Origin of the sequence: Saccharothrix espanaensis DSM 44229 (assembly GCF_000328705.1) — a bacterium.
GTDB lineage: Bacteria > Actinomycetota > Actinomycetes > Mycobacteriales > Pseudonocardiaceae > Actinosynnema > Actinosynnema espanaense.
Genome location: NC_019673.1, coordinates 349,113 through 372,026, shown reverse-complemented (window position 1 = coordinate 372,026; position 22,914 = coordinate 349,113). Strand labels below are relative to the sequence as shown.

23 protein-coding genes are annotated in these 22,914 nt (G+C 72.0%); 7 read left to right on the top strand and 16 right to left on the bottom strand.

What is annotated here, in order from left to right; all coding sequences use genetic code 11:
- Positions 1–142 precede the first annotated feature (142 nt).
- Positions 143–1,000, top strand: coding sequence for a (2Fe-2S)-binding protein (locus BN6_RS01815; RefSeq protein ID WP_015097815.1), 858 nt, complete (start codon positions 143–145; stop codon positions 998–1,000).
- A 353-nt stretch (positions 1,001–1,353) separates the two neighbouring features.
- Here BN6_RS01815 and BN6_RS01810 read toward each other — a convergent pair whose 3' ends face one another.
- Together BN6_RS01810 and lysS are read right to left on the bottom strand one after the other, a co-directional pair.
- Positions 1,354–1,701: a histone-like nucleoid-structuring protein Lsr2 gene (locus tag BN6_RS01810; protein WP_015097814.1), complete on the bottom strand. Its 348-nt coding sequence runs from the start codon at positions 1,699–1,701 to the stop codon at positions 1,354–1,356.
- Positions 1,702–1,816: 115 nt separating this feature from the next.
- Positions 1,817–3,328 (bottom strand): lysine--tRNA ligase, encoded by a 1,512-nt coding sequence (gene lysS, locus BN6_RS01805; protein WP_015097813.1) that lies wholly within the window; start codon positions 3,326–3,328, stop codon positions 1,817–1,819.
- A gap of 50 nt (positions 3,329–3,378) precedes the next feature.
- Here lysS and BN6_RS01800 point away from each other — a divergent pair, with 50 nt between their 5' ends.
- Entirely contained in the window at positions 3,379–4,143 is a 765-nt protein-coding gene (locus BN6_RS01800; protein ID WP_015097812.1) for a class I SAM-dependent methyltransferase, read from the top strand.
- Positions 4,144–4,739: 596 nt separating this feature from the next.
- Here the strand turns inward: BN6_RS01800 and BN6_RS01795 are convergent.
- From BN6_RS01795 to BN6_RS01775, 5 genes are all read right to left on the bottom strand, one after another.
- The gene (locus BN6_RS01795; protein ID WP_015097811.1) at positions 4,740–5,525 is read right to left on the bottom strand and encodes a type III pantothenate kinase; all 786 of its coding nucleotides are present in this window, start codon (positions 5,523–5,525) and stop codon (positions 4,740–4,742) included.
- 27 nt (positions 5,526–5,552) lie between these two features.
- The gene (panD, locus tag BN6_RS01790) at positions 5,553–6,068 is read right to left on the bottom strand and encodes an aspartate 1-decarboxylase (protein ID WP_015097810.1); all 516 of its coding nucleotides are present in this window, start codon (positions 6,066–6,068) and stop codon (positions 5,553–5,555) included.
- An 11-nt stretch (positions 6,069–6,079) separates the two neighbouring features.
- Positions 6,080–6,970, bottom strand: a complete 891-nt coding sequence (panC, locus tag BN6_RS01785; RefSeq protein ID WP_015097809.1) for a pantoate--beta-alanine ligase — start codon at positions 6,968–6,970, stop codon at positions 6,080–6,082.
- The gene (locus BN6_RS01780; RefSeq protein WP_015097808.1) at positions 6,967–7,860 is read right to left on the bottom strand and encodes a Rossmann-like and DUF2520 domain-containing protein; all 894 of its coding nucleotides are present in this window, start codon (positions 7,858–7,860) and stop codon (positions 6,967–6,969) included. Before BN6_RS01780 ends, panC begins: the two co-directional genes overlap by 4 nt.
- Before the next feature lie 229 nt (positions 7,861–8,089).
- A complete protein-coding gene (locus BN6_RS01775) occupies positions 8,090–9,265 on the bottom strand; it encodes a PrsW family intramembrane metalloprotease (RefSeq protein ID WP_015097807.1) in 1,176 nt (391 codons plus the stop codon).
- A 30-nt stretch (positions 9,266–9,295) separates the two neighbouring features.
- On the opposite strand from BN6_RS01775, the gene BN6_RS01770 reads away from it, so the two are divergent.
- The 4 genes from BN6_RS01770 (at position 9,296) to BN6_RS01755 (ending at position 12,487) form a co-directional block, all read left to right on the top strand.
- Positions 9,296–10,279 carry an SAM-dependent methyltransferase gene (locus BN6_RS01770; protein WP_015097806.1) on the top strand — a complete coding sequence of 328 codons (984 nt, stop codon included), beginning with the start codon at positions 9,296–9,298 and terminating at the stop codon, positions 10,277–10,279.
- A 5-nt stretch (positions 10,280–10,284) separates the two neighbouring features.
- Positions 10,285–10,743 (top strand): MarR family winged helix-turn-helix transcriptional regulator, encoded by a 459-nt coding sequence (locus tag BN6_RS01765; RefSeq protein ID WP_197540234.1) that lies wholly within the window; start codon positions 10,285–10,287, stop codon positions 10,741–10,743.
- A 78-nt stretch (positions 10,744–10,821) separates the two neighbouring features.
- A complete protein-coding gene (locus BN6_RS01760) occupies positions 10,822–11,268 on the top strand; it encodes a DUF1203 domain-containing protein (protein WP_015097804.1) in 447 nt (148 codons plus the stop codon).
- A gap of 145 nt (positions 11,269–11,413) precedes the next feature.
- A complete protein-coding gene (locus BN6_RS01755) occupies positions 11,414–12,487 on the top strand; it encodes an NADH-quinone oxidoreductase subunit D (RefSeq protein WP_015097803.1) in 1,074 nt (357 codons plus the stop codon).
- Between the two features lie 20 nt (positions 12,488–12,507).
- Here the strand turns inward: BN6_RS01755 and BN6_RS01750 are convergent, their stop codons facing one another.
- The 8 genes from BN6_RS01750 to ftsH all read right to left on the bottom strand — a co-directional run bounded on the left by BN6_RS01750 (position 12,508) and on the right by ftsH (position 20,184).
- Complete coding sequence (locus tag BN6_RS01750) at positions 12,508–14,337, bottom strand: DUF6779 domain-containing protein (RefSeq protein ID WP_015097802.1); 1,830 nt, start codon at positions 14,335–14,337, stop codon at positions 12,508–12,510.
- A 50-nt stretch (positions 14,338–14,387) separates the two neighbouring features.
- A complete protein-coding gene (locus tag BN6_RS01745) occupies positions 14,388–14,840 on the bottom strand; it encodes a DUF3180 domain-containing protein (RefSeq protein ID WP_041315868.1) in 453 nt (150 codons plus the stop codon).
- A gap of 13 nt (positions 14,841–14,853) precedes the next feature.
- Positions 14,854–15,510, bottom strand: a complete 657-nt coding sequence (locus BN6_RS01740) for a maleylpyruvate isomerase family mycothiol-dependent enzyme (RefSeq protein ID WP_015097800.1) — start codon at positions 15,508–15,510, stop codon at positions 14,854–14,856.
- Positions 15,511–15,644: 134 nt separating this feature from the next.
- Entirely contained in the window at positions 15,645–16,127 is a 483-nt protein-coding gene (gene folK / locus BN6_RS01735) for a 2-amino-4-hydroxy-6-hydroxymethyldihydropteridine diphosphokinase (protein WP_015097799.1), read from the bottom strand.
- Positions 16,124–16,486 carry a dihydroneopterin aldolase gene (gene folB, locus BN6_RS01730; protein WP_015097798.1) on the bottom strand — a complete coding sequence of 121 codons (363 nt, stop codon included), beginning with the start codon at positions 16,484–16,486 and terminating at the stop codon, positions 16,124–16,126. Before folB ends, folK begins: the two co-directional genes overlap by 4 nt.
- Before the next feature lies 1 nt (position 16,487).
- Positions 16,488–17,294 carry a dihydropteroate synthase gene (folP, locus tag BN6_RS01725; RefSeq protein WP_015097797.1) on the bottom strand — a complete coding sequence of 269 codons (807 nt, stop codon included), beginning with the start codon at positions 17,292–17,294 and terminating at the stop codon, positions 16,488–16,490.
- A gap of 29 nt (positions 17,295–17,323) precedes the next feature.
- Positions 17,324–17,947, bottom strand: coding sequence for a GTP cyclohydrolase I FolE (gene folE, locus BN6_RS01720; RefSeq protein ID WP_051075920.1), 624 nt, complete (start codon positions 17,945–17,947; stop codon positions 17,324–17,326).
- Between the two features lie 5 nt (positions 17,948–17,952).
- The gene (gene ftsH / locus BN6_RS01715) at positions 17,953–20,184 is read right to left on the bottom strand and encodes an ATP-dependent zinc metalloprotease FtsH (protein WP_015097795.1); all 2,232 of its coding nucleotides are present in this window, start codon (positions 20,182–20,184) and stop codon (positions 17,953–17,955) included.
- A gap of 421 nt (positions 20,185–20,605) precedes the next feature.
- Here ftsH and BN6_RS01710 point away from each other — a divergent pair, with 421 nt between their 5' ends.
- Positions 20,606–22,306 (top strand): substrate-binding domain-containing protein, encoded by a 1,701-nt coding sequence (locus BN6_RS01710; RefSeq protein WP_015097794.1) that lies wholly within the window; start codon positions 20,606–20,608, stop codon positions 22,304–22,306.
- A 40-nt stretch (positions 22,307–22,346) separates the two neighbouring features.
- Here BN6_RS01710 and hpt read toward each other — a convergent pair whose 3' ends face one another.
- On the bottom strand, positions 22,347–22,898 hold the full coding sequence (gene hpt, locus BN6_RS01705; protein WP_015097793.1) for a hypoxanthine phosphoribosyltransferase: 552 nt from the start codon (positions 22,896–22,898) through the stop codon (positions 22,347–22,349).
- Positions 22,899–22,914 lie beyond the last annotated feature (16 nt).

Here is a 22,914-nt window from a genome sequence, read left to right as displayed (position 1 = left end):
GGATCGGGCGATGTCCGCTGAGCGCGAACAACCCCCCGAACGGCCGCAACGGACGTGACCGGCGTCACCGAGGACCACCGACTCGAGGGAACCTCGATAAGGTTAGGCAACCCTCATCCGCCGGATCCCAGGACCTCTCACCATGACCGTACCCGCACCCACGGCCACCCGAGAGAGCCCCCTCGCCACAACCATCACCCGGGCCAACACCCTCACCGACTGGTGCGAGGTAAGCCTCCACCTCCCGCCCCCCGGCACCCCCACCTCCTCCGCCCCCGCCTTCCCCGCTCCCTCCGGCTCCGGCTCCACCCCCACCCCCGGCTGGACCGTCACCGAAGCACTGCTCTCCAGCCCGGCAGGCTTCACCTCGTGGCGGGCCGAGTTGGCGATCTGGCTGCGCGAGCACTACGGCGACGCACCCGAGCGCACCACCGGCGGGTACGTGATGAGCTGGTACCTGAGCACCGTCGGCCTGCTCGGCGGCACGCTGTTCCACCTGGCCAGGCGGGTGCCCTCGCTGCGCCCCGCCGACGTGGCGATCCGGGTCGGGACCACCGGCCGGCCGCACGTCGTGGGCGTGGCGTTGCTCACCGACGAGTTCGCCTGCCTGCCCGACGACCCCGCGCGCGACCACCCGTCCGCCACCGTCGTCGCCGACGACCAGGCCCTGGCCGCGCTGCTGCGCGCCCGGTTCGCCGCGCACGCGGCGCGGTTCGTGACCACGTTCGGCCCCATGGTCCGGTTCGGCCGCCGGCAGCTGTGGGCCGCCGCGACCGACGCCCTGGACAGCGCGGCCTGGAACGCCGGTCAGCTGTGCGGCGACGAGGCGGCCGGCGTCGCCGACGCGGCACTGCTGCTACCGGACAAAACGGCCCCGTTCACCTCGGCGTCCACTCTGCGCGCGACCGGAACCGGGTGGACCCGCCGCCGGGAAAGCTGCTGCTTCCACTTCGCGCTGCCCGACGCGGAAGTCTGCGCCACCTGCCCGCGCCAGGGCTGAAGAACGACCACGACAACGTCACCCGCGCAGACGGCCGCGCCCTTCCTGGACCGTTCGGACTCACCCCGGCACTCACCCACCTACCGGGGGACGCCGTCCCAGGGCACCCAATCCGACCACCGAACGCGCATGCCCACCGGCACACCGTCATCGACATCTCGGCCCGCCCGCCACCTTCACCACGTCGACCGCACCACCATCGGAACATCGTTATGAACTTCACCATCCGACGTCCGTACAAGATCTTTCCAGGATCGACTGGTACGGAAAAACAACCAAGGGGCACCGGTAACGGACCGGTGCCCCTTCGTCGTTTGGCGTAATTGCCGTGGCGAACGCCACGCAATCACGTGTCAGCCCTGCTGGTGGTAGGCCTCCAGCACCTCGGCGGGGATACGTCCACGATCGGACACCTTCATCCCCTGCTTGCGGGCCCACTCCCGAATGGCCTGGTTCTGCTCGCGATCAGCGGATGCGGGACGTGCGGCCTTCACACCGGCCGGACGGCCCGGACCGCGCTTGCGGCCCCCGGCCTTGCGAGCGCCGGCGACGAAGTCGGCGAGTGCATCGCGGAGCTTGCCCGCATTGCCCGAAGAAAGGTCGATCTCGTAGGACACACCGTCCAAACCGAAGCCGACCGTCTCCTCCGCCTTCCCGCCGTCCAGGTCATCGACCAGGGTCACGGTGACCTTCTGCGCCATGCGTATCCTCCTGGACTCCGAATGCGCGGTGTTCCCCGACCGCGACCAAAGCATTGTCGGGTGCAGGTTAGCGCACAAGTACCGCAATGCGCAGACCGGAGTCCCAGAAGTTACTTCATTCAGGTCGCACGAGGGGGAACAGGATCGTCTCCCGGATACCGAGGCCGGTGATGGCCATCAGCAGTCGGTCGATGCCCATTCCCACACCACCGCTCGGTGGCATTCCGTACTCCAGCGATCGCAGAAAGTCTTCGTCCACCGGCATGGCCTCGACGTCCCCGGCGGCACTCAACCGCGCCTGGGCTTCCAGCCGCTCCCGCTGCGCCACCGGGTCGACCAGTTCGGAGTATCCCGTGGCCAACTCGAATCCGCGCACGTACAGGTCCCACTTTTCGGCCACCCCGGGCCGGGTGCGGTGCCGCCGGGTGAGCGGCGAGGTCTCGACCGGGAAATCACGGACAAACGTGGGTGCGTGCAGCCCGTCGCCGACCAGGTGCTCCCAGAGTTCCTCGACCAGCTTGCCGTGCCCGAGCTTCGGGTCCACCTCCAGGCCGACCCGGTCCGCGAGCTTGCGCAGCTCCTCGGCGGAGGTCTCCGGCGTGACGGCCTCGCCGGCGGCGTCGGACAGCGACTCGTACATGCCGAGCGTGGTCCACTCACCGCCCAGGTCGTACTCCGAGCCGTCGGCGAGCGTCACCTGGTGCGTGCCCGCCACCGCCAGGGCGGCCTCCTGGACCAGCTCGCGGGTGAGGACCGCGTTCGTCTCGTAGGTGGCGTACGCCTCGTAGTACTCCAACATGGAGAACTCGGGCGAATGGGACGAATCCATCCCCTCGTTGCGGAAGTTCCGGTTGATCTCGAAGACCTGCTCGATCCCGCCCACCACGCAGCGCTTGAGGTACAGCTCCGGGGCGATGCGCAGGAAGAGGTCGATGTCCAGCGCGTTCGAGTGGGTGACGAACGGCCGGGCGGACGCACCGCCCTGCAACGTCTGCAGCATCGGCGTCTCGACCTCGACGAAACCGCGCCGGTGGAACGAGTCCCGCAGGGAGCGCACCACGGCGGCCCGGCTGCGCACGGTGTCGCGGGCCTGCTCGCGCACGATCAGGTCCACGTACCGCTGCCGGATGCGGGTCTCCTCGGCCAGTTCCTTGTGGGCGACCGGGAGCGGCCGCAACGACTTCGCCGCCAGCCGCCACTCCTGGGCCATCACGGACAGTTCGCCGCGCCGGGAGGTGATGACCTCGCCGCGCACGAACACGTGGTCGCCCAGGTCGACGTCGGACTTCCACTCGGCGAGCGCCTGCTCGCCCACCCCGTTCAGGCTCAGCATGGCCTGGAGTTCGGTGCCGTCACCCTCGCGCAGCGTGGCGAAGCACAACTTCCCGGTGTTGCGGATGAACATCACCCGTCCGGTGACACCGACGATCTCACCGGTGGTGACATCGGGTTCGAGCCCCTGGTGCCGTTCCCGGACCTCACGCAACGTGTGCGTCCGGGGCACTTCGACCGGATAGGGGTCCACCCCGCGTTCCAGCAGCCGCGCCCGCTTCTCCCGGCGCACCCGAAGCTGCTCGGGAAGATCGTCGTCACTGGTGGCGGTAGGGTTCGCAGGCTGCTCACTCACGGGGGGAAGCGTACGGAAAGACCCCTCGGGGAATCGAACCGGTTCTCACTATGGTGGGGACGGTGACGAGTGATGACTTGAGTGCTCGCCGGGCGAACTCCTTCGGAGCACAGGCCGCCACGTACGCCGAACACCGCCCGGACTACCCGGCGACCGCCATCCGGTGGTCGCTGGAACCCCTGGGCGGCGGACCGCAACAGGTGCTGGACCTGGCGGCGGGAACCGGAAAACTCACCGGAGGACTCGTCGCGGAAGGCCACCACGTCACGGCCGTGGAGCCCGACGAGTCGATGCTGTCGGAGTTGGTGCGCCAACACGGAGGCGTAAGGGCGCTACCGGGAACAGCGGAACGCATCCCCCTTCCGGACGGCACCATGGACGCCGTACTGGTGGGACAAGCGTTCCACTGGTTCGACAAGGCGAAGGCGCTGACCGAGATCGCCCGGGTCCTGCGCCCAGGAGGCGTCCTGGCCAGCCTGTGGAACGACTCCGACGTAACGGTGCCGTGGGTCGCGAAGCTCAACGAGTTGGGCAAGTCGACCGTGAGCCACCAGCACTCGGTGGAAGAAGACATCCCGGAACACGAGGCGTACAAGGACGTGGAAACCCGGAAGTTCCCCCACACGCACCGCCGAACGGCGGAGTCCCTGGTGGCGACGATCGGCACCCACTCCCACACCCTCGTGATCTCGGCAGCGGAACGGGAGGAACTGCTGACGTCCCTGCTGACCTACCTGAAAAGCAACCCGGAAACGGCAACGGGCGAGTTCGACTTCCCGTTGGTGACAGAAGCGACCCGCCTTCAGCGCCGCTAACCGCCCAGCGCCGGCCCGCCCACCCACCGTGCCCACATGCAGGAGCACACCCGCACCCCCACAATCCACCTGCCGCCACCCGCTTTTCCGTCATCCTTGGCGGCTCGCCCGTCCGGCGAGGACGCTTTTCGCTTTTGGGCCTCACCGGCCCGCCTGCTGCACCTGGCCGGGCTTCGCAACCAGCCCCGGACCCAATGCGGACGACGACGAACGCTCCGATAGTGCCTGGCCCGCGCACACCTGGGCGGTCCGGAAGCGGGTCGGAGGTCCTCACGTGGGAGGCGACTTCCCGCGCACGCGGCGGCACAGCCGCTAGAACAGCCACGTCAGGCCACGCCGACAAGCGTGGCCTCCGGCCCCCGACACCACTTTCCCACGCACCACCGACAATCCTCTGCACCAGCCCAGCGCGACCGCTCGAACGCGCAGGTCAGCACGCCGACGCCGACAAGCGTGGCCTCCGGCCCCCAACACCATTTTCCCACGCACCACCGACAATCCGGCACAACAGTCCGAGACCACCAGCCAAGCGACAAGCCGGCCGGCGAGCTTGAAGAACCCAGTCACGCGGGGGCTCAGGGCAGAGCCGGAACGGGTCAGCGCATGTTGCGTTCGAAGACCAGGCGCAGGCCCAGCAGGGTCAGGTCCGGGACGTGGGCGTGGATCGTGGCCGACTCCGTGACCACCAGCGGTGCCAGGCCGCCGGTGGCGATCACCGTCACCGGGCCGGGTTCGCTCACCTGGAGTTCGTCCACGATCCGGCGTACCAGGCCGTCCACCTGACCCACGAATCCGTACACGATCCCGGACTGGAGGCACTCGACCGTGTTCTTCCCGATCACCGAACGGGGTCGTACCAGCTCCACCTTGCGCAGCTGTGCCGCGCGGGCGGCCAGGGCGTCGACCGAGATCTCGATGCCGGGGGCCAGTGCGCCGCCCAGGAACTCGCCCTTGGCCGAGATGACGTCCAGGTTCGTCGACGTGCCGAAGTCGACCACCACGCACGCCGTGCTGTGCAGGTGGTGCGCGGCGAGGGTGTTGATCACCCGGTCCGAGCCGACTTCCTTCGGGTTGTCCACGAGCAGCGGCACGCCGGTCCGCACTCCCGGCTCCACCAGCACCTTCGGCACCGCCGAGTAGTACCGGCCGAGCATCACGCGCAGTTCCCTCAGCACCGCCGGGACCGTCGACAGCGCCGAGATGCCGGTGATCTTGTCCGCGTACTCCCCCAACAACCCGCGCATGGTCAGCGCCAGCTCGTCGGCGGTCATCCGCGCGTCGGTGCGCATCCGCCAGTCACGCACCAGGGCGGCTTTGTCCCCCGTCCCGTCGTACAGGCCCAGGACGATGTTGGTGTTGCCGACGTCGATGGCGAGCAGCACAGGAACTTCCCCTCCGCCGAGACCCGGTCAGTTCTCGGCCTGGATCAACGCGTCCAACGCCGTGGCGTCCTCGGTCTCGGACGACGAAGTAGGAGTACCGGTCACGGCGACGAGCGACACGCCCGCGGGGTCCGCGACAACAGCACCGCTGACCAGGCCGGAGCCCTCCGGCGCGTGCGCGGCGTCCGCTCCGAGGTCGACGACCCGGTTGTCCGCGTCCACGAACACCACCCTCGGCTGGTACGCGCGCGCCTCGGTGTCGTCCATCTGCCCGTACGCGATCAGGATGACCAGGTCGCCGGGCTTGACCAGGTGCGCCGCCGCCCCGTTGATGCCGATCACGCCCGACCCGCGCTCACCGGCGATGACGTAGGTCTCCAGCCTCGCCCCGTTGGTCACGTCCACGATCGCCACCTGCTCGCCGGCCAGCAGGTCGGCGGCGTCCATCAGGTCCTGGTCCACGGTCACCGAGCCCACGTAGTGCAGGTCGGCCTGGGTCACCGTGGCCCGGTGGATCTTCGACTTGAGCATGGTGCGGAACATCGCGGTCCCCCTCACTCGTCGCCGGTGCCGAGCAGCACGGCGATGTTGTCGATCAGTCGGGTGGAGCCCACTCGCGCGGCGAGGAGCAGCCGCGCGTCCCCGTTCTCCGGCGCGGGCCCCAGGTCCGGTGCCCGCAGTTCCAGGTAGTCCACGTCCACCGACGGCACGGCCGCGAGCACCGAGGACGCCGCCGACAGCACCGCCGCCGCGCCGCCGCCGCTCACGTGCGCGCCCGCCACCAGCGCCGCCGACAGCGCGGTGGCCGCCGACCGCTCCTCCTCCGACAGGTACCGGTTGCGCGAGGACAGGGCCAGGCCGTCCGGTTCGCGCACGGTCGGCACGCCCACCACGGCCACCGGGAAGTCCAGGTCCCGCGCCATCCGGTGGATCAGCGTCAACTGCTGGTAGTCCTTCTCCCCGAACACCGCGTACGTCGGCTGCACGATGTTGAACAGCTTGGACACCACGGTCAGCACGCCGGCGAAGTGCCCCGGCCGGGACGCGCCCTCCAGCTCGTCGCCGAGCGGTCCGGGCGACAGGGTCACCGTCGCACCGGGCAGGTACATGTCCTCCGCCTCCGGCGCGAACACCAGGCCGGCCCGCTCCTGCCGGCAGACGTCCACATCGGACTCGAACGTCCGGGGGTAGGTCGAGAAGTCCTCCGCGGGACCGAACTGCGCGGGGTTGACGAAGATCGACACCACGACCACGGTGTTCTGCATGACGTGCGCTTCCCGGATCAGCTTCCGGTGGCCCTCGTGCAGCGCGCCCATGGTCGGGACGAGCGCGATGTTGCGCCCGGCGGCCCGCAGTGCGCGCACCACCCGCCGCAACCGCTCCGGGTCACGGTGCACCGTGACGTCGTTGGGCACGTAGTCGTCTTTGGTGAGCGGCTTGGTCATCGGTCCTCAAGAGTGGTGCGGACGTCGGCGGCCGGATCGGGCTTGAGCAGCCCGGCGGCCTCTGCGCGGTCGGCGGTGCGGCGCGCGAGAACCCGGTACGGGTCAAGGGTGTCAGGCGCTTCGGACGCCAGGACGCGCAGGTGCTTTGCCACGGTGCCGGCGTCGCCGCGCGCGACCGGCCCGGTGAGCGCCCGGTCGCCGTGCCGCAGGACGTTGTCCAGCGCGGCCGACAGCAGCGGCCCGAGCATCCGCTCGGCGTCGCCGATCCCGGCCGAGCGGAGCAGGTCCGCGCAGTCCGCGACCAGCGTGATCAGGTGGTTCGCGCCGTGCGCGAGTGCCGCGTGGTAGAGCGGGCGGGCGGTTTCGGGGATGCGCACGGGCTCCGCGGCCATCTCCACGACCAGGGCCTCGCCGACGTTCCACGCCGCGTCGTCGCCGTCCGCGGCGGTCACGCCGACCGAGCACGCGGTCATCCGCTCGACGTCCTCGGAGCGTCCGGTGAACGTCATCACCGGGTGCAGGGCCACGCACAGCGCACCGACCGCGCGGGCCGGTTCCAGCACGCCGATCCCCTGCGCGCCGCTGGTGTGCACGACGATCTGCCCGGCGCGCAGCGACCCGGTGGCGACCAGGCCGCGGACCAGCCCGGCCAGCTCGTCGTCGGGCACGGCCAGCAGCACGAGGTCGGCCGACGCGGCGACCTCGGGCGGTGGAGCCACCGGCACGTCCGGCAGCAGTTCCTCGGCCCGGCGCAGCGACTCGCGCGACACCGCCGACACCGAGCTCACGACGTGGCCCGCCCTGGTCAGGGCGGCGCCGAGCACCGAGCCCACCCGGCCTGCCGAGATCACTCCGACAGCCAGCCGCGCGGGGCGGGGGGTCGCGTCCATGCGACGTACTCCTTCAGTGGCGTTCCAGGCCCTAGGCGGGTACCGGACGACGGCCGCGAGCGTAATCCCGCGCCCGCCGGACTGAACTCAACTGCGACGAACACCACCCGCCCTCTGGCAAACCCAACACACCCGCCCTCTGGCTAGCCCAACACACCCGCCCACACCGAACGCCACCCTCCCGACCGCGGCGAACACACCACACCCGACCACCACGAGCCCTGGCCTTTCACCCTCGCCTGGCCCCACCCGCGGCCTTGAGCGCGCCCGGCGCGTCCACCGCGGCCTGACGTGCGGCGACCAGCGCTTCGAGCAGCACGGCGTGACGTTCGTCGGCCTCCGTTCCAGCGGTTCCCAACTGAATCCGGTGCCGCAGGAACGCCAGTTCCGTCGCGGCCACCTGGTACCCGGCCACGGCTCGCGCGGCCTGCTCGCCGACCTTGCGCCGCACCGTGCGCCGCCACCTGCGGCGCCCCTGCAACGACGCCAGCAGGGTGACCTCGCTGGAGGCGATCCACCGCTGCGCGGCCATCTCCGGCAGTTGGCCCGCCACGATCCGCTGCTCCCGGCGGCGCTGCCAGATCACCAGCCACACCATGCCCGCGAACACCGGCACCATGATCAGGAAGTACAGGTTGATGAACGTCGACCCGTCGCCCACCGTCGTGGAGAAGTTCCACAGCGAGTGCAGCCCCACCGCGCCCAGGTAGCCCACGACCGGCGCGACCCACCGCAGGGTCCGGTTGACGGTCAGCGCCGCGATGCCGATCCCGATGCCGGCCATGGCCGTGAACAGCGGGTGCGCGAACGGCGAGAGCACCCCGCGCAGGACGAACAGCGCCACCACGCCGCTGGACATGTCGCCGAAACCGCTGTCCACGAACACGCGCGCGAAGTAGTAGATGTTCTCCGTGTACGCGAAGCCGGCCGCGGTCACGCCCGCGTAGACGATGCCGTCCACCACGCCGTCGAACTCCTCGCGCCGGCGCAGGAACAGCACGACCACGAACACCGCCTTGGTCGCCTCCTCCACGATCGGCGCGCCCACGACGGCAGCGAACGTCGACCCGTCGCCGTTGTTGATCAGCTCGCCCAGCACGTGCGCGGTCTGGTTGAACACCAGGGACGTGATGGTCGCGCCGCACGCGCCCCAGGCGAACGCCAGCAGCAGGATCTTCGCGGGTTCCGGTTCCCACCGGTCGACCCAGAGGAACGCGCCGAGCACGGCGGCCACCGGCACGAGCGCGGCGATCGCGCCGACCAGGATCGGCCCCACGCCGATCTTGCTGGTGCCCAGGCCGAGCAGGATCAGGCCGCACGCGCCCAGCGCGATCAGCCCGACCACCGGCAGGAGGACGGTCCAGCGGCGCTGGTCGACGCGCTTGCGGGCAGGGGAGGCGGTCACAGTGTGCAACCTTAAAGGGACACTTGACGCATGCGGGACTCGGAATCGGCGTGGCGCACCGCGCTCTACGGCCCGGAGGGCTTCTTCAGCCGGGGCGCGGTGCCGGCCGACCACTTCCGCACCGCCCCGCTGATCGGCCCTGAGCTGGCCGAAGCGCTCCTGGTGCTGCTCGATCGGGTGGATTTCGCGCTGGGCCGGCCGGCCCGGGTGGACTTCGTCGACGTGGGCGCGGGCGGCGGCGAGCTGTCCGCCGCGATCCGCGCGCTGGCCCCCGCGCGGCTCGCCGACCGGCTGCACGTGACCGCCGTGGACGTGGGGCCCGCCCGCGCGCTGCCCGGTGTCGAGTGGACGCGCGACCTGCCGGCCGCCGTGCACGGGCTGCTGGTCGGCCACGAGTGGCTGGACGCGATCCCGTGCCCGCTGGTCGTGGGACCGCACGACGACCCGTGGCTGACCAGGTGGTGGCCGCTGGAGCCCGGTCGGCGGGCCGAGATCGGCGCGCCCCGGGACCGGGCGTGGGCGGACGCCGTGGGCCGGGTGCACGGCGCGGCGCTGGCCGTCGACTACGGGCACCTGCGCGCGGACCGGGCCGCCGGCCGGTACCCGGAGGGCACGTTCGCGGCGTACCGCGCGGGCCGTCGCGTGCCGCCGGTGTTCGACGGCTCGTGCGACCTGACCGCGCACGTGGCCCTGGACGCCTGCGCCGAGGCCGCCGGCGGCGACTGGGTGCTGGTCTCCCAACGCGACGCCCTGGCCGCCCTGACCCCCACCAACCAGCCCACCGGTCAGCCCGCGACGGGCCGAGCGACACGCGGAACGGGCATGGCGTGGCTGGAGTCGGCGGCACGGGCGTCGCGCGTGGCCGAGCTGCGCGCCGTCGGCGGGCTCGGGTCGTTCGGCTGGCTGCTGCACGGCGTGGGCGTCCCGGTCGCGGACCTGCTGCCGCCGCTGCCGCCGTGGCGACCCCGGCCCGACCACGAGAGTGGCCAACCAGGTTGTCCACCTGCACACTGACGACCGTGCCCCACCCCCCTGCGCAACCCGCGTCGATGCTGCTGGCCAGGACGTTCCGGGCGATGACCGACCGGTTCCACGACCGCCTGGCCGAACACCGGTTGGAGCCGCTGCGCCCAGCGCACGGCTTCGTCTTCCGGTACCTGGCCGCGAACGAGCACCCGACGACCGTCGACCTGGCGGCGCACCTGGGCGTGTCGAAGCAGGCGGCCGGCAAGACCGTCGCGGAGCTGGTCGAGTGGGCCTACGTCCGGCGCGAGCCGCACCCGACCGACCGCCGGGCGCAAGCGCTCGCGCTGACCACCAAGGGCCACGACTACCTGCGCCTGGCCGACCGGCTGTGGGCGGAGCTGGACGCCGAGTTCGCCGCCCTCGTCGGCGACGCCGAGTTCGCCGCCCTCCGCGACAGCCTCACCACGTACCTGGACCACACCTCCACAGCCGGCATCCGCCCCGTCTGGTGACTCGCCGCCCGAACCACCCCCGCCGCCACGTCCGAAGACCGCCGGCCACCACCGCCTCCGACGACCAGGCTTGATCGCATGAGGATTCACGCGTTGCCCACCGACGTGGTGGAACGGGCCCGGAAGCTGGCCGGCACGGACGAGTTCCACGAGCTGCGGGGCGAGTCGCCCGGCGCGCCGCTGCGGTGCTGCCTGCGCAAGGCCGGGGTCGGCGAACCGCTCGTGCTGTTCCGCTACACGCCCACCGCCGGTCGCGGTCCGTACGAGGAACTGGGCCCGGTGTTCGTGCACATGCTGCCGTGCGACGGCCCGGACACCGTGCACGATGTGCCCGAGGCGTTCCGGCACAACAAGCGGACCTTGCGCGCGTACGACGCCGACGGCCGGATTTACGAAGGCGGGATCGCGCAGCCCGAAGAGCTGTACGAGAAGATCGACGAGTTGCTGAACAACTCCAACGTGGTCGAGATCCAAGTGCGCAGCGTGTCCCACGGCTGCTTCCTGTTCTCCATCACCGCCGACTGACACCCCACCCAGCCACCCACCACCCAGCACCCCGACCCGACCCGACCCGACCATCCACCCCAACCCGGCCAGGCCCCCCTCGACCCGGCCGGGCACCAGGAGCGGCCCTCCGCCCCACCACCGTCCGGCGTGCGAGCATGACGCGGTGGAGATCACCGTTGGCGTCGGTGCCGGGGCACGTCACCTGGGCGTGGACCGGGTGGTCGACCTCGGCCCGCTGCACCCCTCGGCGCACGGCGCGTACCGGCTCCGGCTGACCGTCCGCGACGACGCGGTCATCACCGCCGCCGAACCGCTCGTCGGGCACCTGCACCGGGGTGCGGAGAAGCTGTTCGAGGTCCGCGACTACCGGCAGGTGCTGACGCTGGCCAACCGGCACGACTGGCTGGCCGCGTTCTGCAACGAACTCGCCGTCGCGCTCGCCGTCGAGCGGATGACCGGCATGGACGTCCCCGCCCGCGCGCAGACCCTCCGGGCCGTGCTGTGCGAGCTGAACCGGATCATGGCGCACCTGGTCTTCCTCGCGCCGCTGACCGGTCCGGCCGCCGCGCGCGGGCGGGAAGCCGTGCAGGCCGTGCTGGAGGAGGCGTCGGGCGGCCGGATCCACTTCATGTTCAACCGGATCGGCGGGCTGCGCGAGGACGTCCCGGCCGGGTGGACCGACCGGGTCCGCGCCGCACTGTCCACTGTGGACACCGGGGAGGTTCCCGGTGGACTGGCCGGGATCGGTGTGCTGAGCCGGGAGTCCGCGCTCGCGTACGGGGTGACCGGTCCGATCGGACGGGCGTCCGGAGTGGACTTCGACCTGCGCCGGGACGATCCGCTGCCCGGCTACCGGGGCCTCGACGTGACCCCGGTGGTCCGGGCGGAGGGCGACGCGCTGGCGCGGGTCCGATGCCTGGTGGACGAGGTGCGGCAGTCCGTGCGGCTGGTCGAGCGGTGCTTGGACGTGCTGCCCGGCGGGCCGGTGAACGTGCGGCTGCCCAAGGCGATCAAGGCACCGGAGGGGTCGGTGTACACCCGGGTCGAGGCACCGCTCGGGACCTCCGGTGTGCACCTGGCCTCGCGCGGCGAGAAGACGCCGTGGCGGCTCAAGCTGCGCACGCCGTCGTTCAACAACGTGCAGGCGCTGTCCGCGCTGCTGCCCGGCACGGCGGTGGACGACCTGCCGGCCGTGCTGGGGTCGTTCGCCGTCGTGGTCGGCGACATCGACAAGTAGGCCGCCCCCGCTCCGACGGGTCAGTCCTCGCCGCGCCGCCGACGCCGACGCGGCGACTCGCCACCGCCGAACGCCGCCAGCAGCTCGCTGACCGACTTGCCGTCCGCGTGGGCCCCGGCGGGTTCGGGTTCGGGGGCGCTGCGCCGTCCCGCGGGCCGGTCCTCGGCCCGCCGCCGGCCGCCGCCGCTCTCGTCGGCGGCCCGCCGCCCGGCGGACAACTCGGCCGACGACCGCCCGGCCGGCTCCGCCGACACCGGCAGGTACCCGCTCTCCTCCGCCGCCCGCGTGCCGGACCCGGACGCCGGCACCGCCGCGTACCCGCCCTGCTCGGCCCGATCACCCGCCGGCACCGGGTGGTAGCCACTCTGCTCAGCGCGCTGACCCGCCGCCGGCACCGGGTAGTGCCCGCTCTGCTCGCCACGCTGACCGGCTGCCGGCACCGGGTGGTAGCCACTCTGCTCGGCACGCTTGCCCGCAGCGGGCACCGCCGTGTAGCCGCTCTGCTCCGCGCGTCGACCGGTCTGCACCGGCTCCGCGCCGGTCACCGGGCGGAAGCCGCCGGTGCGTTCGGCGGCCGTCGGCGTGGCGCGGCGCGGCGGCTCGGCGGGCGCGGGCCGGCTCTGCTCCGCCACCGGACCTCGGACGGACTGGTCGGCCGCCAGCGCGTCGCGGCTGATCATCTCGGTGCGCTCGGCGACCCGGCTGCGCCGCTGGATCGTGTGCTCGGTGCGGGACGGCTCGGCCTGGCGCGCCACCGGTTCCGCCGGCTGCGCGGCCTCGGCCCGACCGGCCGGACGCGCCGCGTCACCACCGGACCCGCCGGAACCGCCACCGGACCCACCGGATCCGCCAGGACCGCTACCGGGCCCGCCGGGACCGCCACCGGGAGCACCGCCCGGGGCACCGGGACGGCCACCGCCGAGCACCGCGCCGCTGCCCACCGCACCGGTAGTCGACGGCCGGGCCGCCGCCTTCGCGTCGCTGAAGAAGTCGGCCGACTCGGCGGCCGGGCGCGTGGGCTCCACGCGCCGGGTCGGCTCCGGTCGGCTCGTCGGGGTCAGTCGCCCCGCCAACTCCGACCGGTTGACGCGCTCGGTCGACTCCGGCGCGCGCACCGCCACCGCCGGCCGCTGCTGCGCCGCCCGTGCCGGTTCGCGCCGCGCGGGCTGGGCCGGTTCACGCCTGCTCGGGTCCGGGCGCACGGGTTCGGGACGCCGAACCTGCTCCTTGCGCGGGACCTCGTGGGCGACCCGCTCGATCAGCTCCGTGCGGTCCGGCGCGGACTTCTCGACGGTCTTGGTCACGGTCGTCTTGGTCGGCCCGGCGGTGATGATCCGCTGATCGCTCACCGACATCACCCGGGACTGGTCGGACAGGGCGCGCATCCGGGTCGACTCGGCGCGCAGCGCCACGCGTTCCACCAGCACCTCGCCGCCGAGCAGGGCCTCCAGGTTCTCCCGCAGGGCGCGCAGCTCGCCGCGCAGCGCCTCCAGGTCGTCCTTGGCCTCTTCCTGCACCCGCTTGCGGGTCTCCGCCTCGATCTCCAGCTCGTACTCGCGCCGGGCGGCGACCTCGCGCTCCAGCTCCAGCTCGTACACCGACTGGAGGTCGGCCACCTCGTCGGCGCTGTCCGCGACCTGGCGGCGGTACCGGGCGGCGAGGAACGCGCCGACCAGCGCGGCCCACAGCGCGGCGACGACGGCCAGTCTCAGCCACCGGGCGTTGTCGCTCAGCACCAGCACCGCCGCGGCACCCAGCGCGAGCGCCAATGCTGCTACCAGCAGTAGTCGCCCGGAGCCACGACCGTGATCTTGCTGCTCGTCGTCCTGCGACGTGCCTCGCCCGGTCATGGCGTCTACCGTACCGGTCAGTTACCCGATTGAGACCTCCGCACCGGTATTCACCCGTCCCGGTGGGAATCTTCGGGGGTCTTGCAGCAGTGCTCCAGCCACAGGCCGGCACCGATCAAGGCCACCGCGCTGACGACTCCGACGATCGCGCTGACCAGGTCGTGGTCGGCGGCCTCGAACTCGCCGCGCACCGGCAGCACGTAGACCAGCACACCCGCCCACGCGCCGGCCATGATCGCGCCGAGCACCGAAGACGCCTTGGCCAGCGCCACCGCCCGCGCCGCGGTCAACGGTTCGACCGGCGCGCTGCCGGGCTTGCGCTGGATGCGGGCGCGCAGCGAGAACGCCAGCACCAGGTCGACCGCCGCTATGACGAGCAGGGTGAACCCGGCGAAGGTCGGCAGCGGCGGCAGCGTGCCGTAGGCGAGCCGGAGCAGCAGGTGCGCCAGCAGGCCGGCGACGAGTCCGGCGGCGAGCAGGTCACGGGGCTTGGTGAACCTCACGCACCCCATGGTGTCATTCGACCAGCGCGGTCTCCCGCGTGCCGAACAGCTGGAGCGCGGCCAGCCACCGGCTCGGGTCGCCGTCCCAGTCCAGCGACCGGATCTGGCTCTCGCTGCGCCGCCCGCCCACGACCCGCAGCAGCTCGAACGACGAGGTGCGCAGCGTGGCCGACGGGTCGCCCTCGCCGACGATCCGGTCGCCGTGCTCCAGGGTGATCCGCAGCGCCGGCAGCTCCCGGCTGCGCAACCGCTGGTCCACCTCCTGCAACGGCCTGGTCAGCGCCGCCCGCACGGCCACGTTGTCGCGCTCGCCGGGCCGGCCCAGCGCGGTCCGGATGTCGTGCTCGTGCTCGACGACCTCGGCGATCAGCACCGCGCCCGCGGGCGAGTCGAACAGCCCCTCGGCGACCTGGAAGTTGCGCTCCCACTCGACCAGCAGGTCGCCCAGCGCGCGGTCCCGGCGGTCGCGGACCTGCCGCTCGCCCCACTCGCCGGTCTCGACCCCGTCGAACTGCCCGTTCGCGAAGTCGCCGAGCCCGGCGGCGAGGTGCGCCACCACGTCCTTGACCGTCCACCCCGGACACGCCTCGACCTCGGCCGCCGTGTCGCCGGTGGTGACCAGGCTCGTGATCCGCCGCCGCGCGGCGTCGTACGTGACCGCGTTGCTCATCGCCGACCTCCCGCGCCGACGCTAACCCCGCACGCCCGCAGGTGCACCCCGAACTCCGGCCCTGAACCAACCCTGGACCAGCCTTGGACCCCAGCCCCGAACCAACCCGGAGGAGAGCCGAGAACAGGCCGGGCTCAGCCCAGTCGGAGGTCGTCGCGGCGGGTCACGCCGGTCACGTCGAGCGCCGCCACCAGGTCGGCCACCGGGCCGTGGCCGGGCAGCACCGCGTCCGGCTCGACGTCCAGCCACGGGACCAGCACCGTCGCCCGCTCGTGCGCGCCGGGGTGCGGCAGCAGCAACGACGGGTCGTCGGAGGTCACGCCGTCCACAGTCACCACGTCGACGTCCAGCGTCCGGGGCCCCCACCGCAGGGTCCGCACCCGGCCGGACGCGTTCTCCAGCTCCTGCCCGCGCCGCAGCCAGTCCCACGGCCCGAGCCCGGCGGACACCACCAGCACCGCGTTCAGGAAGTCGTCCTGGTCGGTCACGCCCCACGGCGCGGTCTCGTAGACCGGGGACACCGCGACCAGCTCGGCCGCGAACCCGGCCACCGCCTGCTCCAGGAACCCGAACCGGTCGCCCAGGTTCGAGCCGATGGACAGGACCGCGCGGCTCACCCGCGCTCCCGCCGCACGGTCACCGACACGTCCTCGAAGGTCAGCGGGATCGGCGCGGCCGGCTTGTGGATCGTCACCTCGGTGGCCCGCACCCGCAGGTCGGTCATCACCTCGTCGGCGACCTTGCCCGCGACCGTCTCGATCAGGTCGTACGGCCCGCCGGCCACGATCGCCGCCGCCCGCTCGGCCAGCTCGCCGTAGTGCAGGGTCTCCCGCAGGTCGTCGGTGGCCGCCGCGCGGGACAGGTCCAGCCACGCCGTCACGTCGACCAGGAAGTCCTGCCCGTCGCGCTTCTCGTGCTCGAACACGCCGTGGAACCCGCGCACCCGCAGCCCGCGCAACGAAATCCGATCAGCCACCTCAGCCACCTCCGCCGGAGAACCCACCACGCCCGGCCCGCCAGGCGCGGGCCACCGCGACGGCGTCCAGCGACTTTTCCACGTCGTGCACCCGCACGCCCCACGCGCCGACGAACGCGGCCAGCGCCGACACGGCGGCCGTCGCGTCCTCGCGGCCGGCCGGCGCGCGGTCGCCCAGCAGCGACCCGAGGAAACGTTTGCGGGACGCCCCGACCAGCACCGGGAACCCCAGGGCCAGCAGCTCGTCCAAGCGGTGCAGCAGCTGCCAGTTGTGGTCGGCGTTCTTGGCGAACCCCAGCCCGGGGTCGAGCACGATCCGGTCCGCCGCCACGCCCGCCGCCAGCGCGACGTCGACCCGGGCGCACAGCTCGTCCCGGACGTCGCGCACCACGTCGTCGTACACGGCGAGGCGGTTCATCTCGCGGCTGTGCCCGCGCCAGTGCATCAGCACGTAGGGCACCCCGGCGGCGGCCACGACCGACGCCATCTCCGGGTCGGCGAGCCCGCCGGAGACGTCGTTCACGATCGACGCGCCCGCCTCCAACGCGGCCACCGCCACCTCGGCGCGCATGGTGTCGACCGACACCGGCACGCCCTCGGCGACCAGTTCGCGGATCACCGGGGCGATCCGCGCGGCCTCCACGGCCGGGTCGACGCGGGACGCGCCGGGCCGGGTGGACTCGCCGCCGACGTCGATCACGTCCGCGCCGCGCCGGAACATCGCGACCCCGTGCTCGACCGCGTCCGAGCGGCCCAGGTACCGGCCGCCGTCGCTGAACGAGTCCGGGGTCACGTTCACGACACCCATCACCACGCAGTGCCCCGGCCGAGGCAGGCTCACCGCGTGCGCCCGCGGATGAGCTCGATGGCCTCCGCCCGGGACGAGGCGGAGGACCGCAGGATCCCGCGCACGGCGGACGTGGTGGTCCGCGAGCCGGGCTTGCGGACACCCCGCATCCCCATGCACAGGTGTTCGGCCTCGATCACGACGATCACGCCGCGCGGTTCGAGCCGGCGCACCAGGGCGTCGGCGACCTGCGAGGTCAGCCGCTCCTGCACCTGGGGCCGCTTGGAGTAGAGGTCGACCAGCCGGGCCAGCTTGGACAGCCCGGTCACCCGCCCGTGCTCGTTGGGGATGTACCCGACGTGCGCCACCCCGTGGAACGGCAGCAGGTGGTGCTCGCAGAACGAGAACATCGGGATGTCGGTGACCAGGACGAGCTCCTCGTGGCTCTCGTCGAAGGTCTTCGCCAGCACCGAGTCCGGGTCGGTGTACAGGCCCGCGAACAGCTCCCGGTAGGCCCGCGCGACCCGCGCCGGCGTCTCCTGGAGCCCTTCGCGGTCCGGGTCCTCGCCGCACGCGAGCAGCAGCTCGCGCACCGCCGCCTCGGCCCGCTTCTGGTCGAACGTCCGCCTCGTGGAGCCGGCCTCCCCGGTGACGGAGAGGCCGGCCTGGTCGATCTCGGTCACGTGCGGTGGTCCGGATCCGCGTCGAACGTCCGCTTCCCCGCGTCCGCGTCGGTGTGCTCCGGCTGCCACGGGGCGGCGGGCTGGCCGCTGCCGGGGACGGTGGCCGGGGTCCAGCCGGGGGGCGCGCCGTAGTTCGGCGGCCCGGACGTCGGGTGCTGGGGCTGCTGCGGCTGGTACGGCGTGCCGTTGCCGTTGGGCACCGCGGCGGGCGGCGCGGGCACCGGGTCCTGCGCCGGGGGCAGCTCCTGCTGGAGGGTGTCCTCGATGGCGGGGGGCCACGGCTCGCCGCGCTCCTTCGCCAGCTCCGCCGGGGTCTTGACCGGCGGCTTGTCCGACGGCGTGCGGTTGCCGAAGTCGTTGAACTTCGTGATCCGCGGGCGCTTCTCCACGGCGGCGAAGATCCGCTCCAGGTCCTTCTGGTGCAGGGTCTCCTTCTCGATCAGCTCCAGCGTGAGCGAGTCGAGCACGTCGCGGTAGGTGTTGAGCACCTCGTACGCCTCGGTGTGCGCGGCCTCGATGAGTTCGCGCACCTCCTCGTCGATCTCGTGCGCGACCTCCAGCGAGTAGTCCGCCTGCCGGCCCGCGGTCCGCCCGAGGAACGGTTCGCCCTGCTCCTGGCCGTACTTCACGGCTCCGAGGCGCGCGGACATGCCGTACTCGGTGACCATCGCGCGGGCGATCTTGGTCGCCTGCTCGATGTCGTTGGACGCGCCGGTGGTCGGCTCGTGGAAGACCAGCTCCTCGGCCGAGCGGCCGCCGAGCGCGAACACCAGCCGGGCGATCATCTCGGACCTGGTCATCAGGTCCTTGTCCTCCTCCGGCACGGACAGCGTGTGACCGCCGGTCCGCCCGCGGGCGAGGATGGTGACCTTGTAGACCGGGTCGATGTCCGGCATCGCCCACGCGGCCAGGGCGTGCCCGGCCTCGTGGTAGGCGGTGATCTTCTTCTCCTTCTCGGAGATGATCCGGCTCTTGCGGGCCGGACCGCCGATCACCCGGTCGACCGACTCCTCCAGCGCGGCGCTGTCGATCACGGTGCCGTTCTGGCGGGCGGTGAGCAGGGCGGCCTCGTTGATCACGTTCGCGAGGTCCGCGCCGGAGAAGCCCACGGTGCGCTTGGCCAGGCCGTCGAGGTCGGCTTCCGCGGCCAACGGCTTGCCCTTGGCGTGCACCCGCAGGATCTGCTTGCGACCCTTGAGGTCGGGCGCGGACACCGGGATCTGCCGGTCGAAGCGGCCGGGGCGCAGCAGCGCCGGGTCCAGGATGTCGGGCCGGTTGGTCGCGGCGATCAGGATGATCCCGCCGCGCGAGTCGAAGCCGTCCATCTCCACGAGCAGCTGGTTGAGGGTCTGCTCGCGCTCGTCGTGACCGCCGCCGAGGCCCGCGCCGCGATGGCGGCCGACCGCGTCGATCTCGTCCACGAAGATGATGCACGGGGCGTTCTGCTTGGCCTGTTCGAACAGGTCGCGGACGCGGGACGCGCCGACACCGACGAACATCTCCACGAAGTCCGAGCCGGAGATCGAGTAGAACGGCACCCCGGCCTCGCCGGCGACGGCCCTGGCCAGCAGGGTCTTGCCGGTGCCGGGCGGGCCGTAGAGCAGCACGCCCTTCGGGATCTTCGCGCCCAACGCCTGGTAGCGGCCGGGGTTCTGGAGGAAGTCCTTGATCTCGTAGAGCTCCTCCACCGCCTCCTCGGCACCCGCGACGTCCGCGAAGGTCGTCTTGGGCATGTCCTTGGACAACTGCTTGGCCTTGGACTTGCCGAAGTTCAGGACGCGGTTCCCGCCGCCCTGGGCGTTGTTCATCATCCACATCAGGAGCAGCAGCAGCAGGCCGAGCGGGACCAGGTACAGCAGCATCTGCATCAGGAACGAGTCCTGGCTGACCTTGGTCTCGACGGTCGGCTTGCCGGTGGAACCCGGCTGGTCGCCGGTCCCGGTGAGGATGGTGAAGATCTCGTCGGTGGAGCTCGCCGGGAACTGCGTGATCAACCGGTTGTGACCTTCGAAGGTCACCCCGTCGTTGAGGGTCAGTTTGAGGCGCTGCTCCTTGTCCTCGATCGTGGCTTCTTTGACTTTGCCGTCCCGGATTTGCTCCAGTGCCTGGGACGTTTTGACCGGGGTGTACCCCCGTGCGTCGTCGAAGAGCACGGTGAAGGCGTAGTAGAGCAGCAACACCGCCACGATCCACAGCAGCGGGTTGCGAAGCAGGCGCTTGCGGTCCATTCACTTACGGCCGGCGGGCGGCCTCGACCCTCCCTGACTTGGTGACGGGCGCGGACGGGCACGACCCGTCCGACCAGCCTACCGCCCGAGGCGCGGGCGGAGTGCTCCGCGTTGGGGGCTGTCACGTCTCGTGGGACCAACGGACGAGACCGGTCAAGCGTTCCCCGCCGTGACCGCGAACACGGTTCGCAGGTCAGACGGGTCCAGCCAACGCCCAAAAGATCATGAACCGGGCGGACGAACCGGCCGTAACACTTACGTGGGGTAGGACGTTACTAGCAGGTAGCAAGGAAGTGAGGCTCATTCGGGTGACGTGTGCCACGAGCACCCGGTGCCCGGACCTCCCGTGCCATCCTCGGCAGCTACGGAGTGTTCAACGCCCACCCGAAAGAGTGAACAACGACCCGAAGGTACTCACGGTATGTCAGCTCGGACCGAGCGTCCCCCCGGCCGCGCACGCCGGACCGCACTCCCGATCGGTGCGCTGATCGGCGTCCTGGCGGCGGCCGGCGTCACGGTCGTCGCGATCCAGGCCACCGGCGGACCGGACTGCAAGGGCACCCTGCCGCTGAAGGTCGCGGTCGCCCCGGCGACCGAGGAGGTCGTGCGCGGCGCGGCCGACGACTACCAGGCCGGCCAGCCGGTCGTCGAGGGCAAGTGCGTCCAGGTGCTGGTCGAGGCGCGCGGCGCGGCCGACGTGGCGCACGAGCTGCCCACCGCGCAGATCAACCCGCCCGCCCTGTGGATCCCGGACTCCACCATGTGGGCGGCCGAGAGCCGGCGCCAGGCCGGTGACCGCGGCGCGGACGCGCCCCGGCTGGAGATCAAGCCGTCGCTGGCCTCGTCACCGCTGGTCATCACCGGTTCCGAGGGGGCGATGACGGCGCTGGGCTGGCCGATCACGCCGGTCAGCTGGGCCCGCGTGGTCGACCCCGAGGTGCCGGTGGTGCTGACCGACCCGACGACCTCGACCGAGGGCCTCGCCACGCTCGCGGTGATCCGCGCCCAGCTCGGCAACCCGGACGGCACGCCCAAGCCGGAGCTGGTCGGCGCGCTGCTGCGGATCGGCCGGGAGGCCCCGCCGTCGGTGCGCGACGCGTTCGGCAAGGTCGTGCAGGGCGCCGACAACGCGCCGGTGTTCACCGCCTCCGAGCAGGCGGTGCTGGCCGCGAACCGGGTCGCCGGGTCGCGGCGGGTGGTCGGGTCGCACCCCAAGGAGGGCACGATCGGCTTCGACTTCCCGGTGGTCCGGGTGAGCCGGACCGGCGAGATGGCGGGCACCGCGGCCGCCGCCGCCGGCTTCGAGGAGGCCCTGCGCGGCGGCCGGACCGCCCAGCGGTTCGCCGAGGCGGGCTTCCGCACCCCGGACGGCAAGGCCCCGCGGGGCTGGACCACGGAGCAGGACGGCCTGCGCGGCGACGACGTGACCCTGCTCCGCACGCCCACCCCGGACCAGGTCGCGGAGCTGCTGGGCACATGGGGCGCGATCAGCCTGGACACCCGGATCCTGGCCGTGCTGGACGTGTCCGGCTCGATGGCGGAGAAGATGCAGGGCAGCGAGCTGACCAGGGTCGACGCCGCCAAGGAGGCCGCGCTGACCGCGCTGTCCATGCTGCCCGACACCTCGGAGATCGGGCTCTGGGCGTTCTCCACGAACAAGAGGCCCAAGGGGTACGTCGAGCTGGTGCCGACCGGTCCGCTGGGCGAGCCGATCGGCGGCGCGCCGCGCCGGGACCAGCTGCAGAAGGGCGCGGGCGCAATCCCGGCCATGGTCGGCGGCGGGACGTCGTTGAACGACACCGTGCTGGCCGCGTTCCGCAACGCGCAGCAGACGTTCAACCCGAACAAGATCAACTCGGTGACGCTGCTGACCGACGGCAGCAACGACGACATCTCGACCACCAAGCTGCCCGAACTCCTCGACACCCTGCGCCGCGAGGTAGACCCGGCCCGCCCCGTGCCGATGTTCATGGTGGGCCTGGGCCCCGATGCCGACCTGGACGCCCTGCGGCAGATCGCCGATGCCACCGGCGGCAAGTCCTACCAGGCCATGAAGCCCGAGGACATCAAGACCGTCCTGCTCGACGCCATCTCGCAACGCCGCTGCCGCCCGAACTGCTAGACCGGTCGGGCCGCGCCGACAACGGCGCGGCCCGTCGGGTTCAGCTGCTGTACACCTTCGGCTCCAGCGTGCCGATGTAGGGCAGGTCGCGGTAGCGCTCGGAGTAGTCGAGGCCGTAGCCCACGACGAACTCGTTGGGGATCTCGAAGCCGACGTACTTGACCGGGACGTCGACCTTCACCGCGTCCGGCTTGCGCAGCAGCGAGCACACCTCCAGCGAGCGCGGCTTGCGCGACGCCAGGTTCTTGAGCAGCCAGGACAGCGTCAGACCGGAGTCGATGATGTCCTCGACGATGATCACGTCCCGGTCCACGATGTCGCGGTCCAGGTCCTTGAGGATGCGCACCACGCCGGATGACGAGGTGGACGAGCCGTAGGAGCTGACCGCCATGAACTCCAGCTGCACGGGCACCGGGAGCGCCCTCGCGAGGTCGGTCATGAACATCACCGCGCCCTTGAGCACGGTGATCAGGACGAGGTCCGACCCGCCGTCGGCCGGGTAGTCGGCTCCGACCTTGTTGGCCAGCTCGGTGACCTTGTCGCTGATTTCCTGCTCGGTGATGAGCACGGAGGCGATGTCGCCGTCGTACACGGACGGTCCCCTTTTT